Source organism: Sulfitobacter sp. R86518 (genome assembly GCF_042466275.1).
GTDB lineage: Bacteria > Pseudomonadota > Alphaproteobacteria > Rhodobacterales > Rhodobacteraceae > Sulfitobacter > Sulfitobacter pontiacus.
The window spans coordinates 2,136,743-2,151,092 of sequence record NZ_JAXHCA010000005.1; the positions used below are offsets into that span (position 1 = coordinate 2,136,743).

At 58.0% G+C, this 14,350-nt stretch carries 16 protein-coding genes and 1 tRNA gene; all 17 read right to left on the reverse strand.

Annotation, left to right across the window (positions count from 1 at the left end):
- Positions 1-18 precede the first annotated feature (18 nt).
- Positions 19-109 (reverse strand) — tRNA-Cys (locus tag SJY36_RS11355).
- Positions 110-429: 320 nt separating this feature from the next.
- A complete protein-coding gene (locus SJY36_RS11360; RefSeq protein ID WP_386175164.1) occupies positions 430-2,427 on the reverse strand; it encodes a hypothetical protein in 1,998 nt (665 codons plus the stop codon).
- Between the two features lie 329 nt (positions 2,428-2,756).
- A complete protein-coding gene (locus tag SJY36_RS11365) occupies positions 2,757-3,368 on the reverse strand; it encodes a hypothetical protein (RefSeq protein WP_386175167.1) in 612 nt (203 codons plus the stop codon).
- Between the two features lie 74 nt (positions 3,369-3,442).
- Entirely contained in the window at positions 3,443-4,450 is a 1,008-nt protein-coding gene (locus tag SJY36_RS11370; protein ID WP_386175170.1) for a phage late control D family protein, read from the reverse strand.
- Entirely contained in the window at positions 4,441-4,665 is a 225-nt protein-coding gene (locus SJY36_RS11375; protein WP_386175173.1) for a tail protein X, read from the reverse strand. The genes SJY36_RS11370 and SJY36_RS11375 overlap by 10 nt, the downstream gene beginning before the upstream one ends.
- Positions 4,628-5,041, reverse strand: a complete 414-nt coding sequence (locus SJY36_RS11380; RefSeq protein WP_386175176.1) for a phage tail protein — start codon at positions 5,039-5,041, stop codon at positions 4,628-4,630. The genes SJY36_RS11375 and SJY36_RS11380 overlap by 38 nt, the downstream gene beginning before the upstream one ends.
- A 2-nt stretch (positions 5,042-5,043) precedes the next feature.
- On the reverse strand, positions 5,044-8,019 hold the full coding sequence (locus SJY36_RS11385) for a phage tail tape measure protein (RefSeq protein WP_386175179.1): 2,976 nt from the start codon (positions 8,017-8,019) through the stop codon (positions 5,044-5,046).
- 120 nt (positions 8,020-8,139) lie between these two features.
- Positions 8,140-8,430 carry a phage tail assembly protein gene (locus SJY36_RS11390; RefSeq protein WP_386175182.1) on the reverse strand — a complete coding sequence of 97 codons (291 nt, stop codon included), beginning with the start codon at positions 8,428-8,430 and terminating at the stop codon, positions 8,140-8,142.
- A 9-nt stretch (positions 8,431-8,439) separates the two neighbouring features.
- The gene (locus SJY36_RS11395) at positions 8,440-8,946 is read right to left on the reverse strand and encodes a phage major tail tube protein (protein ID WP_386175184.1); all 507 of its coding nucleotides are present in this window, start codon (positions 8,944-8,946) and stop codon (positions 8,440-8,442) included.
- A complete protein-coding gene (locus SJY36_RS11400; RefSeq protein ID WP_386175187.1) occupies positions 8,946-10,127 on the reverse strand; it encodes a phage tail sheath C-terminal domain-containing protein in 1,182 nt (393 codons plus the stop codon). The genes SJY36_RS11395 and SJY36_RS11400 overlap by 1 nt, the downstream gene beginning before the upstream one ends.
- A gap of 55 nt (positions 10,128-10,182) precedes the next feature.
- Positions 10,183-10,668 carry a hypothetical protein gene (locus SJY36_RS11405; protein ID WP_386175190.1) on the reverse strand — a complete coding sequence of 162 codons (486 nt, stop codon included), beginning with the start codon at positions 10,666-10,668 and terminating at the stop codon, positions 10,183-10,185.
- A gap of 20 nt (positions 10,669-10,688) precedes the next feature.
- A complete protein-coding gene (locus tag SJY36_RS11410; protein WP_386175193.1) occupies positions 10,689-10,907 on the reverse strand; it encodes a hypothetical protein in 219 nt (72 codons plus the stop codon).
- Positions 10,908-11,091: 184 nt separating this feature from the next.
- Positions 11,092-11,886: a hypothetical protein gene (locus SJY36_RS11415; RefSeq protein ID WP_386175196.1), complete on the reverse strand. Its 795-nt coding sequence runs from the start codon at positions 11,884-11,886 to the stop codon at positions 11,092-11,094.
- An 11-nt stretch (positions 11,887-11,897) separates the two neighbouring features.
- A complete protein-coding gene (locus SJY36_RS11420) occupies positions 11,898-12,413 on the reverse strand; it encodes a phage tail protein (RefSeq protein WP_386175199.1) in 516 nt (171 codons plus the stop codon).
- Positions 12,413-13,066, reverse strand: coding sequence for a phage tail protein I (locus SJY36_RS11425; protein WP_386175202.1), 654 nt, complete (start codon positions 13,064-13,066; stop codon positions 12,413-12,415). Before SJY36_RS11425 ends, SJY36_RS11420 begins: the two co-directional genes overlap by 1 nt.
- Positions 13,059-13,961 (reverse strand): baseplate J/gp47 family protein, encoded by a 903-nt coding sequence (locus tag SJY36_RS11430; RefSeq protein WP_386175205.1) that lies wholly within the window; start codon positions 13,959-13,961, stop codon positions 13,059-13,061. Before SJY36_RS11430 ends, SJY36_RS11425 begins: the two co-directional genes overlap by 8 nt.
- A complete protein-coding gene (locus tag SJY36_RS11435; RefSeq protein WP_037963754.1) occupies positions 13,958-14,296 on the reverse strand; it encodes a GPW/gp25 family protein in 339 nt (112 codons plus the stop codon). Before SJY36_RS11435 ends, SJY36_RS11430 begins: the two co-directional genes overlap by 4 nt.
- Positions 14,297-14,350 lie beyond the last annotated feature (54 nt).

Genomic DNA, 14,350 nt, shown 5'->3' on the forward strand with positions numbered 1-14,350 from the left:
GCAAGTCATTGATTTTATTGGAGGCGAGTACCGGAATCGAACCGGTGTACACGGATTTGCAATCCGCACGTTTTCGACTGATTTTAAACAGTTTTTTGTGCACCAAACCAGTGGAACATATCAGAAACATATCAGGAATGTGCGGCAACGAAAAATGCATGGCGACGAAATAACGGAGGTTTGGTGTGCGGACCAATCGACCGTTCGCCTAAGCGGCACCATCACCCGCGATCAGGCCGAAGTGGGCATTCTCATAATATAAAAAACGGGCTAACGAGCCCTACAATGCTAGCGCCCGTACCACATGTTTCAATAGATTGGGCTGAAACTCCGCTCCAACCTTTGTATCGGGTGCCTGGGTTCAGCTGCTTATATAGGGCGAGCGGCCCCTAGTTTTGCCTACTCAAGCTGCCATAAAACAGAATCGATTTATTGCACAAGGAACTGTATGGTCTGCGCATCAACGCGTGGGAAAATCGTGAGCGCTTCAGAACCCACCTTTACGCTCATCGCGCCAAGCGAGAAATCAAATTCAAATCCAATATTGGAATAAGTATAGCGCCCTGTAATGAGAGCTTTCGCTTCCTCAGGTAGATTGACTAGTCCGATCATATCAAGAAGACCTCCAGCGCCCAGAGCAAATTCTGCCACAGTACATGATAGCGCAAACCCTTTGTCTTTGGTCAAACTGTCCCACGGGGATGGGCGAACTGTAATCATTACGGGATCACCCACTGCCGTCACTTGCCCCCTTAATACCGCACCGCCATCTGCGATTTCAAATTTAATATCACCTCTTACACTGTAATCGTTTTCCAAAACTGCAACCGGCGATCGAAGAGACGGCTTTTCGCTCCACAAACAGACAATGTGCCCGACAACGCCTTCCGGGTTCAAAGTCAAATCAACTGCTAAATCAGCGACCAATGCGATATTAGACACGATTTCTACCTGTGAAAGATCCGGCGCAAATTTAATCCCAGTCACAGAGATGTCGGTTGAGATGTTTGAAACTTGTACGGTCCCATCAATCTCTCCAATGTCTAAAAAGTCTTCAACAACGCGCAAAGTCTCCAGCTCTGTTTTGCAAGCGGCCACTTTAACTTCATTGTTGAGCTTACAGTTTTTGACCTCTAGGTCCTGCCCTGCGCGACAAACTTCAGCCTTAACTCGCTCTTTCGCGCGGCAGGCCTCTGCCTCTGCTCGCGCTGTCACCCTACATGCCTCAGCTTTTGTGCGTTCGGTTGCACGGCAAATCTCGGCTTTGGATTTACAATAGAAATCGTATTTGCTGCAGTTTCTCGCACAGCTGCTACCTGCACAACTTCTTGAATTAGAGCAACTGCTTCTGTTTTCGCAGCTTTTTCTCTTTGCTTCACAATTTTGTTTTAAGTCTCCGCACCGCACATCTTCTTTTTTGTATAGTTGAGGGTGCGCGCTAAAGTGGTGAATGACATCCGGAGCCCGCGTTTCAATCCTTAAGATATCAGAATTACTAGCACCAAGGAATGCATTCATACGTTGAGAAATAAAGCCTTTAGCGATCAACGCGCCACTCGATGCGGTAAAAGCGGGGAAAGCGGCCTGATAAGTGGATGTGAAAGCATCGTTAAGTAAGTCAAAGTTGTAATCGAAGTCGTTAGATTTTAGAGCAGCGGGCTCTACGTCAACGGTGCTATCGATCGCGGCCTTAAAACCATCGTCAAACTGAGCAAGCAACGCCAAACCGTCTTTATTAATCCGTATCGCCGCGCGCTTAAGATCAAGTTCAATTTTTCTGATATCATTAGACACCGAGAGGCCATCAATATCTGCTATGTTTTCATCAGTGATCAGTACAATACTGTCAAAATTAAGTTCCAGATCAATCGGGTCCGAGAACGCTACAGCGTTCAATTGGGAGCTGAGTTGAGATATGACTCCATCAACCAGTTTCGCAGTAAATTTGCTGCGCCAACTCCAATGTCTGCCAGAAGATATTTTTCCTCCGGTAATAGACGGTAAAAGCTTCACATTTCCATTCTCAAAATACGCTGTAATGACGCCCCTTAAGTTTCCAGCTAAGGAGACATTGTAACTATCAACTTGAGCCACAAAGTTGATATCCAATGATATTCCTTGCTTTCCAAAATCATATTTTATGTCAGAAATGTTTAGTATGTCACCCTTCTCTAGGGTGATGCGGCTGAGTTTTTCCTCAATCACAGGTGCAAGGAATTGTAAGAAATCGGATTTAGATAGTTGAAAATACAAACTTGGATCTTGCAGCTGGTGAAGCTCTTGAATGGCTAACAGAGTCGCCTCACTTGATTGATCGTGAGAACTCACACCCTCAAATATTTTCGAAACATCGGACCTTAAGGCAAAAACCGCAATGAAGGCACCAAGGGTAACCAATGCAAATATAACATATATATATCTACGCATACAGTGAATCCATTTCTCGATAAATATTCCTAAAAGATCTGATTTGAGCTAATGATACTAAGTTTTTAATATGCTTACTCATAGTAGTATGGACCTATTCTGGGATCTTGCATAGACTTCCTAGAAAAAGATTGGGGATAGCGCAGGCTTCCCTCATTCACACCTACAAGGGCCTTCTGCATAAACTCCTGATTCCAGATGATTTTCGTAGGGCCTTCAAAGCACACTAAGTGTACTTGGCGAATATCCGAATCTGGAACCAATACTAACCCATTGGGCTCACTACGGCCCCTCCCTGCACCGAGAATCCCCCCCCCTTCAATTAGAGCCTACGGCTCAACCGGCACAGCAGTGCAACTGCGGTTTGCCCGGATCGGCGCATCCCCGTGCGACATACCAGGACAGCTTGTATAGAGCGGCTCCAAGCAAAACTCAGCGTTGGGTTCTAAACCAAATGGTGCGGTTACCTGATACTGGAACGTGACCGGCTTTGACCCGACGTTTTGACTTTGCACCGGCCGATCGAGGCTAACGTATAAGCTGGCGTCGGTGCGCGGATTGCGGAAGGAATAGCGCGTTTGTCCGGGCACGATTTGGCAGTTTCGTCCTTCCTCGGTCCGCTCAATCTCGACCTCGATCGCGCAGCTGCGCCCGCCCCCGCACCGGGGCCCCAATACATCTGATCGCGATATTCGGAAAATCACATCCGGCCGCTGCAGCAATTTGACGTCTTCGACCAGATGCGACAGCGTCTGGGTATTGGCATCTACCTTGTCGCCTAAGCGCCATGGCGAGAACACCAGCTCGTTAACCACGGGCACATAGGCACCGCCCCATGCGGCGAAGGCCCCAATGACGGTGATGCGGAAAAACTTTCCGCCATCCTTTCGCCACTCCGACCAGTTGATCAGCCCCACGCGCGGGGTTTCTTCTTCAGACATGCAGACAGGCTCCAGGTGCAGACATTTCAAGCCAAGATGCCCTTGGGGGCGTTTAGGAGCCTCTGGCGGGTTCCCTACTCCGGCCGCTCGCATTCGGCCATCGTGCGGTAGCCGCCCTCGGAGACTTCATGCGTCGCTGTTTTCACAACCCAAACGCCGGATGCGGCCGCGCTGAACCCGATCGGGATCAAGCGCCCCTCGGCCGCGATCGAGGGGTTTCCAGGAAGCTCCACCTCGAGCGTCTCCTTTGCGCGGCCGGCACGGCGCGACTCGGCCGTCGCGACGGCGCGCGCCTCTTCCTCAGAGCGGAACCGCTGCCGCAGCCGGCGCACCGGCTCCGCGTCCCCGACCTTCACCTCGACATCTTCGGCCTTCTCGAGATCCCGATAGGTAGCGATGATCGTACCGGTCGCCTCGCTGAGCCCCCGGCGCATTGACCAGCGGGTTACATCCGCCTCCTGCAGCACCACTGTCGCAGTGGGCTGCCCCGAGGCTTTCACCCCCTCAGCCCTGCGGCCGACGTAGAGAACGCCTCCGGCCGGCTTCGCAATTAGATCATACAGCACCGCAATCCGCGTCAGAACCGACAGGTCGCTTTCATCCAGCTGATCGATGTGACCAGGCACGATAGAGCCCGCGGCCTCGGTTACGGCCGGCTCGAGCCCGTTGTCGCCAGCAATGGTGGTGGCGATCGTTTTCAGCGTCATGCCGGCCGGCCACGACCGGGATTTCTGCTGACTGATCGGGGCAAAGCCGCTCTGCGTCTCGCCTTGCGCTTTGGCACGGCACACGGCCGTGATCATGCGAGGGGGCGAGCTCTCCTCAACCTCATCGGCGATATAGATCCCCATCTGCAAGAACGCCCCGAGATACCCCAGGGCGATCGCGACCTCGGCCCCCGGCTCCGGCATGGCAAAGCGCGACAGCGGCGAGGTATTGGCGAAAGTGATCTCGGCAGTATCAGAGATGAAGCCGGCCGTGTCGGACACGCGCACCGAACTCAGCTGCGAGAACACGAACCCCGACAGCGGCACCCCGTTGATCGTGACCTGCACCAACGGTCGATAATCCATCAGCCCCATAGCTGCGCCGTTTCAGAAGGCTCAGAGGTGTCCAGATTCGGCAACCGGATGCGAACGCCAGGATCGAGCACAGCCCCCAACGCGCCCAGACCAGGGTTAGCAGCAAGAACCGCCTCGACCTTGCCGCCCAAGGTATCCCCGTAGTGCGCGGCCACGACCCGGTCCAGGACATCGCCCTCAGAAGAAACGAAGTAGAGATCGGACACCGCCGTCATATCTTGCCATCCTCATTGTAAAATCTTGCCGATGCGGGATGCCCTGCGAGGCAAAGACTTCCTGCCCCTCGGTGACGCCTTCCACGACCCACAGGCCGAGCACCTTGCCGATGCCAGACACCAAGGGCAGTGGCAGCCCAAGGCTGGCCTGTGTGCGCATCTTATCGATCTGCTTCAGCCCGCCCCGGAAGTGGGGATAGATCACCCCCTCGAGCTCCACGGTCTCCGGGCCCAGGCCGGTGAACTGCAGCGCATCATTGGTCCCAATCCGCGCCTGACGGGCCCACCGATACTCAGCCGATCGACTGAGCCGCTGGTAGGCTGCGCTATCCAGGGAGAACTGAAAGAACCCGAGCTGCATCATGACTTCTGCCATCGTTATCTCCCAAACGGCCCCGTGGCCGGCGCGCGATCGAATAGACCGTTGCCGGCGTTGCGTTGTTCCTCACGCTTCAGGAGCCGCAAGACTTCATGAGCGTCAGCCCCAGGCGCGTTGATCGTGTAGTAGTTGGTGACGGTTTGCGATGCCTGCGCAGGAGCTGCTGCCAGTGCCGGCGCGGCCGTCTGGGAGAATACGGCCTCGATGCGCGCCATCATGCCGTCCACGTCGGGACGGCGCGACTGACCGCGCTCACTCGAGGTGAGCGGAGCGGATCCCATGCGCCGCGCCGGCTGCGCAGGAATACCCACCCGCGGGCTGCTGCGACGAAGTTCATCCAGGACACGGGCACCTCGATCGCGAACCGGCCGCGCGGCCGAGCTGCTGCGACGTGCCGCCTCCGCTGGAATGCTTACCCTCGGGCTGCCGCGGCCCAGATTAACAGGCATTACACCGCGATCGCTGACCGGCCGCGCGACCCCGCCGCTTCCGCGCACCGTATCCAGAACACGCGCGCCTTGTTTTTTCACAGACCGCGCGGCCGGGCTGAACACAGAGCCGACACGTTCGGCATAGCCGGCAAGCTGGCGCATGGCGCGATTGTTCGCCACATACCCCGACCGGTTCTCAAACTTGAGCTCCGGACCGAGCTCGCCGGTCAGGTGCCAGCCAGGACGGAAGGGTCCGCCCAAGGCGTTCTTCTGCGGTTTGATTCCGTATAGCTTCTCCGCGGCCGAGCTGGTCATCGGTGCCGCGTTGTCGTTTGATGCCGTATTGCCAAGCCCCGAGACTTTGCCAGGCTCAACGCGCGCGGCCACCGCAGACCCAACGGCCGAGCCGATCGCATTGCCGGCGCGCTGCGCGTTCTCATAGCCCCACTTCAAAGCCTCGATCACTGGTTTGATCAAGGTCATCAGCGTGGTGAACTTGTCGCCGATCCAGGTCAGCACAGGATCAATGGCGGTTTTGACCGCCTCCCAAGCCGCCCCGATGCCACCGGTCGCAGCCAGCCCATCGATGAGCGGCTTAACCAGCCCAGACCAGGTCGTGTCGAAGACGGACCCGATCGCACTAAGCGTCGTGTCGATCGCAACGGAAAGGGTCGACCAGGCGCGCTCGATCGGCGCGGTCACCCCCATAGCATCGGTCACCGGTTTGATGACATTGTCATAGATCCACCGGAACCTGTCGCCGATGCCGCCCAGGATCCCGTCCATGACAGACCGTGCCGACTTCCACATCCGCCCGAGCCCATCTGACGCGCGCTGCATGTCACCGGAAAAGGCGCCAGCGACCACATCGCCCAGACCCGAATAGTACGAACCGATATCGGACAGCACCGGACCCAACACGCTGCCAGCCTGCCGCCATGCTGCCTCGATTGGCCCAGTGATCCCCATCGCATCGGTCGCCGGCTCGATGAGGTTTGTATAGGTCGCAGAGAACACGGCACCAATGCCGCTCAAGGTCCGATCGAAGAACGACGTGGTGCCGTCCCACATTGCCCGAACCCCCTTCTCGGCGCGCTCCATATCCCTGGAAAAGACCCCACCGACGAAGTTGCCGAACCCCTGAAAGTACCCCTTCGCATCGCCCCATAGGCCCTTGAACCAGGGCGCGACGCTTTCCCAATTGCGGTAGATGAGATAGGCCCCACCCGCGACGACGGCGATCGCCGCCCCGATCGGGTTCATGACCAGAGCAGACCCGATCGCCCGGATCGCACCAACGACGATCGGTGACGCTGTGGCCAGGGACAGCATGGCGCGGCCGAGGCTGAACACTGCGCCCCCAAACTTGGCAACACGCACGATCGTGCGCGACGCCAGAACCGCCCCGACCACCATCCCGAAGTTTTCCCAGCCGCCAATCATATCGGCCGAGCCTTCGGTCACCGACCAGACCACGGACCCGATCGCACCGATGCCCGCGGCAACCTCGCCGATCACTGGCAGCGCCCTCTCAGCGCCATCAGCGAACCCGTTCGCCCACCGTTCCACATCGGCCCGGTTGCCGATCAGAGCGTCGCCGATGCGGCGCATAGAGCGCGTCACCACCGGCATCAGTGCAGAGCCGACCGTGTTCTTCAGGCCGGCCATGACCAGCTGTGTATCGAGCAGCGTGTCCTTAAAGACTTCGGCATCCCGCGCGGCCTGATCCGACAGCACATAGCCGGTGCGCCGCGCATCTTCGCGCAGCTGCGTCAGCCCGTTTGAGCCGTCCTTCAGCATGTTGAGCAGACCGATGCCCGATCGGCCGAATAGATCGTTTGCGAGCGCGGCCTTTTCTGCCTGCGTCTCTACCCCCTGCAGCTTGTCCGCGATCGAGGCCAGCGCCTCCTCTGGCAGCTGATTGGCGAGCTGGCCGGCTGAAAGACCCAAGGCGTCCAGGGCGTCCTTCTGGGCACCGGTCCCCTCAATCGCCAGACCGATGTTCTTGGTCATTTTTTCCAGAGCGCCGTCGAAGGTACCTGTCGCAACCCCTGACCGCTCGGCCGCATAGCGCAGCTCCTGCAGCGCGCCCAAGCCGATCCCCAACTTGTCGGCCGTCTTGGCGACGTTATCCCCGAGATCCGCTGTCGAATTGGCAAGGCCGAAGATCGCGCCACCCGCCAAGGTCGCGCCGATCGCGATCTGGCGCGCGTTCCGGCCGATGCCAGATGCCATATTACTGAAGGTGGACCCGACACGGCGCGACGCTGCGGCCGCGCGGTTCCATCGCTCCTGGGCGCGGCGCAGATCCACAAGCGTCCGCTCGAGCTTTTCATACTCACGATCTAGGTGCTCAACGGACTGACCCTGCTTGCGCAGAACGTTACGCTGGCGATCGAGCTCCTTTTGCCGGCGCTCGACACCCTTGATCGCGTCGCCGACTTGGGACAGCCCAGATTTTAGGAAGCCCATGTTGCGCTTGACCGACTGCTCGAGAACCGAACCGATCGTGATCGTTGCGTTTAGGCGTTGGTTTTTACTCATTCTTCGGAAGGCCTTCTATCCACCAGATGAAACGACTGACCGGCATGGCCATGATTTCACGCTCGGCCCATCCGGTGTGCCGGGCGAGCCGAAGTGACCCCGCCCGGACTTGTTCACGGGTCAGCCAATAAAAACCGAGAGCGCCGTCTGCAGCCGGCTGTACTGGCGCATTGTCATCAAGCGCACCGCTTCCGGTGAGATTTCACACAGGTTGGAAATCAGCGCGATTTCAGACAGCGCACTGCTGGACCCCGCAGAATCCGCAGCCAGCTGATCATCAACGAACGGCTCACGCATCTTCAGGCTTTTGACTTCCGTCCCGTCGATCTTCGGCGGCCGGCTTTCAAAGTTGATAGTGAGCGACCCATCGTCATTTTCGACCAGCCAAGCCGGCTTAGTTTGATTGTCCATGAAAGCTCCTTACAGGCCGATGTTTGCGCGGTGCTCTGCGAGCTGATCCACGCCGCGCACTTTGCGCACCATATTGACGACATCGATCTCATTGATATCGACGCCACCGTGCACCTCGCGGTAGTACCGAAGGCTCACAGTGAAGGTCAGCGACGGCTTCGCCCCCGAGCCCCAGGTACCGCGCGCCACCGAGACGATTTTGCCCTGCATGTGATGCGCCACGGCCGTCTTGGTGCCATCCAGGCTTTCAAGGGACCCGCGCGCCGTCAGCTGAACCAACGAGCCGTCTTTGATGCCCCAGAGGGACAGCACATCACGGTCGTAGGACGTGAGCACGAAGGACGTGGTCATCTTCTCTTGGCCCATGTCGAGATCGATGGGCGCGTCCATGCCGCCCCCGCGGAACTCTTCGGTCGAGACCGTCAGATCGGGGGGACTGTATTCCTCGATCTTGCCCGCGTGGCCACGGCCATCAACGAACAGATTTAGATATTTCAGGATATCTTCAGCAGCCATCAGTTAAACACCTCCTCGATGTAGTCGTTCACCAGGTGCGAACGGAACGTGATATGCTCGGCCGGATAGACCGGGGTAAAATCAAAGTTGAAGAATACTTTGCCGAGCTGGATATTTGCGGCCGAGTTCAGGTCCGGATCGGCCCAGCACCGCCCGCCCAGGATCGCGCCCAAAGCGACTAGATCCCGAAGGTAGGCATTCACGCTTTCCTCTACGTCCGAGACGTAAGTTTTGGTGATGCCCCGATCGACGGCCCACAGATGAGCGCGCAGCAGCGAGTCGTTGATGATGTCGGCCGTGCGACGAACGCTGAGGAAGATCCACTTGGTATCGTCGGTAAGGGTCCGGTTGCCCCAAAGACGGTAGCCATTCTGGCGGATCGTTGTGGCAACCTTAGCCTCGTTCAGCAGATTGGCGCGCGCACTCGCATCGCCCAGCTTGAAGTCAACCGGCCGGCTGGTTCCGATTACGCCCCCCAGCAGATTGTTAGATGGCGATGCCCAGAACCCGGTGTCGTTGTCCACTTTGGCGATCAAGCCGGCAACGCGGGACGAAGCCGGCACCGACACAATATCAGACCCGACCATGACCTTGTGCCACGGATCGATCAGATAGATGCGGTCCGACCCAAAGTCGCCGGCCGCGGTGATCGCGTCGGCATCGTTGGTATTGGGCCCATCGGCGATGATGACAGCGCGCAGACGGTCACCGATGCCCTGCAGTTCAGCCACAACCGGGTTGGCGTTGCCCTCGGGGCGTTGGTGGGTGAAGCCAGGCGCGCTCAAGATGCGCGGGGAAAACCCGACGACGCTCTCGGCTCCGACCAGAGCATGCACCCCTTCAAAGTTGCCATCAACCGCGTTCACGCCACCGATGACATTGGCGAGGCTTTCAGCTTCAGTAGCCCCCTCTTCGACCCGCACAACAATGACGACCGCACCGATCTGGTCGAAGATGCCGTCCATCGCGGCCGGCAACGTGCCGAGCGCGGTGCCGATGGTATCCAGACCGGCCGCTTCTTTGCGCGAGCCGGCGACCAGGACCGGTGTGTTTAGGGGGAAGGCATCAGGATCGGCGTCGGGCGCGGTGCCCACAATGCCGATGACGGATGACTTGACCGTCTGAATGGGACGTGGACCTGCATCGATCTCGATGACCTCGACGCCGTGAAGAAATGCCATAGTGACCTCGCTTGCGGATGTGAACTGTTGTCCAAGCATTCCACCGCGCCGCGGCTCAATCCTCTGGCGGTTCCCCCGCGCGCGTCCAGCCGGCGAGATAGGCGCGGTTCATTTCCAAAACACGGCAGTATAGCCCGCCTGGCGACAGCTCCTGCGGCGCACTCAACTCAAGCGCATGGGCGCAGATTTCAGAGCAGAACCACTGGTCACGGCGATGCCGGCGCAGGTTCAGCGCCTGTGATGCCAATAAGCCGGCATAGTCATAGGGATTGCCAATCTCGGCGATCACCCGGTCGATCGCGGCCGGCCCCGCCCAGGGAATGGTTACGAACTCCCAATGCCCCGGTTTGAAGGTGATCGACTTCTCGCGCACCCCGCCATCGCGGCCGCTCGATGACCAGGCGCGCGCATCAGAACCATAGTCAGGCCCTGCCGGTACCTCGCGCAGAATTTCGACATGGCTAAACGAAGATCGGGTGACCCAACGGATCACCCGATCGAGCACCTGCCCGCGCCCTTTGTAGAAAGCCAAGGCGATCATTGGATCTACCTCGCCCCGGCTCAGAACTTGTCGACAACGTCGCGCGCGCCATCCGGCAAGGGAGGCCAATTGGCGTCATCAGCGATATCAAGCGTCGGATCATCCGCCAGCTCGGTTACACGGCCGCGCATCTGCGCCACCCACCCGATCGCATCATCGAGCCCTGACAAGATCGAAGCCTCGTCTTCGGTCCGCGCGCTGGCCTCTTTCGCAGAGATGACCGCGGCCGCAGTTGCCATGTTCATCTGGGTCTCAGCAGATGCTGCAGCATAGATACGGCGGCGGCACTCTGCTTTAGCCGTAGAAACACGAACACCGTTTTCTGCGGCTGAAACGACAGCCTCCGGATACCCCGCCTGAAGAGCGTGTTCACGGGTGGTCGCAAGAGTAGTTCGACCTTCATGAGTAATATCAAATCGCATATTAGCCTCCATTTTCCAGAATGTTAGGAAGATCGCCCGTTGTTGATCGGACCAAGGCACCATTTAGCAAAGTCAGACTTTGCTTTGAAATGATGGACACACCAGATGCCGTTCGACTGACCCCAACAATAGTCCCGTCAAGCGTTGTGCTGTGAAGTCCAAGAACGTTTGTGCAACTCCCGTTGCCGGTTACTAGGGCGAACGGTGCATCTCCCGATACCTTACAATCCGTCAAAGACAGATGGTTGAAGCCGCTGACCGTATATTGAAGCAAAACGGAAGATGCCTCATTCCACTCCAAACTGTCGTCAATTTTTTCGGCGGGAAATTCAATTTCGCAAGACTTTATGTAAACGGCACCATTCCGGCAGTCATCAAAATGATACGGGTAATTGAAAACATCTGAAGCACGAGCCTTGAGACGAATTACCGGCTTTTCGACACCATTTTTGTCGATGTAAATCATCCTGTTTCCCACAGGAATATCACTAGTGACTTCATGGATACCCGGGTCCAAAAAGAGCATGACCTGTGCGCCATAAGGGGAGCGAACGACCGCATCATAAATCGTGAGGAATGTACCGCCGTCGATATTTGTAGGGTTTGGCTCATTGGGTTTAACGTACCCAACAAAATACATTTGGCCGTTTACCACACCCTTTAGATCAGCGGCCAAACCATCGTAAGCCGCACGGCGCTGCGCAATCTGCGCATCCGCATCACCAACAAAATTGTTCATACGAGCGGTTAGCGCGTTCATTGCCGTAGCGGCTTGGTTAATATTCTCAATGCTCATGGTGGTCTCCTTCAGAGGGCTTCTTGCAGAGCGCGAATGGCGATCCGCTGATCGAACTGCTCAGCCGCAAAAATCGCCTGGGTTTCTAGATTTGTTAGAACGTGGTCGAACAGGTCGTCGTCTGGTGCATCGACGATGATCAGCCCCTCGGCGACCCGGCTAAAGTTCAGCACGTGGTCGATCAGATAGACGATCGCCCCGGTGCGACGGACCTCAGCCACTGGAAATGTGCAAAGTGCAATCAGATCCCCATCAGCATCGAAGAACCCCGCCTCGCGCACATCGAACGCGAGAGTGTCGACCCCAAACTCGGCCTTCACGCGCCAAGCGCTCAGTGAGACAATATGCCGGCGCTCGATCGGCACCCGGACACGTTCCCGTCGCAAAGAGGTCTGATCAAAGTCCCCGTTGTAGCTGGCCCCATTGCCGTCACCCAACGCCACATGCGTGATCGCAACCTGTGAACCTGAGCCGGCAGCCTGGGTGATTTTCGCCTCGGCGATATCGGTGAGAATGGTGGTGGGCATTAGGCGGCATCCCTTGGCTGAACATCATGGTAAACTGTGCTGATCTGGCGCGCCCGCGACCCGACCCGCATATGCGTGGTCCCGACCGAAACGCGCGTTCGGGGATTGGGGTCATGGCTCAGATCGGAGCGCGCACGACCCCGAGTGCCGGCACGGGCATAAACGGCCGTATCGAACCGCTCCCCAATGCGGAGCTCAAAATGAGAGCGCTGAGGTTTAAGATTGACCAGGATCGAAGTGACCAACGCCAAGGTCCGACTGTCGATCGACATCCCTGCTGCGAACACATCGTCCCCGTAGGCATCAATTCGGAATGTATGGGGTTCCCCACCATAGTCGAACCATTCCGCAATCTCCGCTTCAAAGCCGATGCCCCCGAGCGCGCGACGAACAGACCCGATTGTGCCCTTTGCCCGGTGAACCTGCACCGCATCGATTAGAACCTGGCGCTTTTGGTTCTCAGGCCAAGCACTATCCCAAACCTCAACGGAGAATGCCCACGCCAGATAGGAGAGCAGATGCTCAGGGCACAGCGATGCGTCCCAAAGCGCTGCGATCGGATTGCCAAACCCGAGCAAGCGGCCGGACAGCTGCTCCAGCTCGCGCTCAATCTCTTGCGCATTTGGCGGGAGAATGGTGGGCAGATCAGACATCACGCCCTCCGACCGTCACGGATACCGACGTACAATAGGCAGCCTCAGACGCATCAATCTCGAGATCAGCGCCGGGGCTGACTAGGGTAACCTTCTGCACCCCCGCCAAATGCAGCGCTGCATGCAGCCCAGAAACCGTGATGTCATGCCCCAGGCGGTGCTGGTCCCATACGAACGCAGAAACTGACGCCTCAGCGGCCGCGCGCACAACATCGGCATCGGGCCCCTCATACAGCGTCAGCACGGCCTCGAGCTGATACGGTACGATCGATGCGCCTTGCACGATGACTTGATCGGTCAGCGGCCGGATGTCCTCATCGTTTAGCTTGTCAGACACCGTCTGGATCAGCGCGGCATCGCCGCTGCCGTCCCCGACATCCGACAGCACCGTGACCAGGATTTGACCAGGCGATGGCGATTCGACGCTGATGTCTTTCACCAAGGACGAGGCCGACAGTCCCCAGAATACATACGACCCGCGCGGGCCGGCCGTGGTGAACCCTTCAAGTGCCAGCTGCACCCGCGAGCGGAACCGGACGTCATCCTCAAGCACGGCCGGCACAGGCAGAAGTGCCGCAGGATCGGCCGGCTGGATCACCGCGCGCTCGACCCCGTAGAACGCCGCCAAATGGTCCAGCTGCGCACCACCAGCGAACGCCAGCATGTTGCCGCGGCCGGCATCGTCAATTTCAGCGCGCAGTAGCAGCTCTCGATACGCCCAAGCCTCTAGCACCTTGGTGATCGGCTCGCTTTCCAACCCCATGATCGGCGCGAGGCTCGGATCGCGAGCGACCAGCCATGCCTTGATTTCCGCCAGGATCGTCTCGAAGTCCTTGCGATCGATGATCTCGGGAGCGGGCAGACGCTCAAGATTGATTGCCGTAAACGCGCTCATCCGACCTCGATCCCCGCGATGGTAACTTCGCGGCCGTCGGGCAGATAGCGGCCGCTGAGATCAATGATGATTTTGCCAGGCTCAAAGGTCCGAAGTGTCACAGTGTCCACATCGATGCGCGGCTCCCATGTAATCAATGCCTCGGCCGTTGCCGCGATGATCGCCAGCTTGGTCGCTGAGGAATATGGCGCATCGATAAGATCGAACAAACGGGATCCATAGTCGCGCCGCATCACCCGCGACCCGATCGGGGTCGTCAGGATATCCCGGATTGATTGCCGGAGGTGGTCGATGCCGCCCAATTTACGGCCTGTGAGTGCGCTGATCCCATACATGCGCCCACATTGGACAGGACACGCGCTGCGATCCTCTGGCGGTTCCCCACTGCG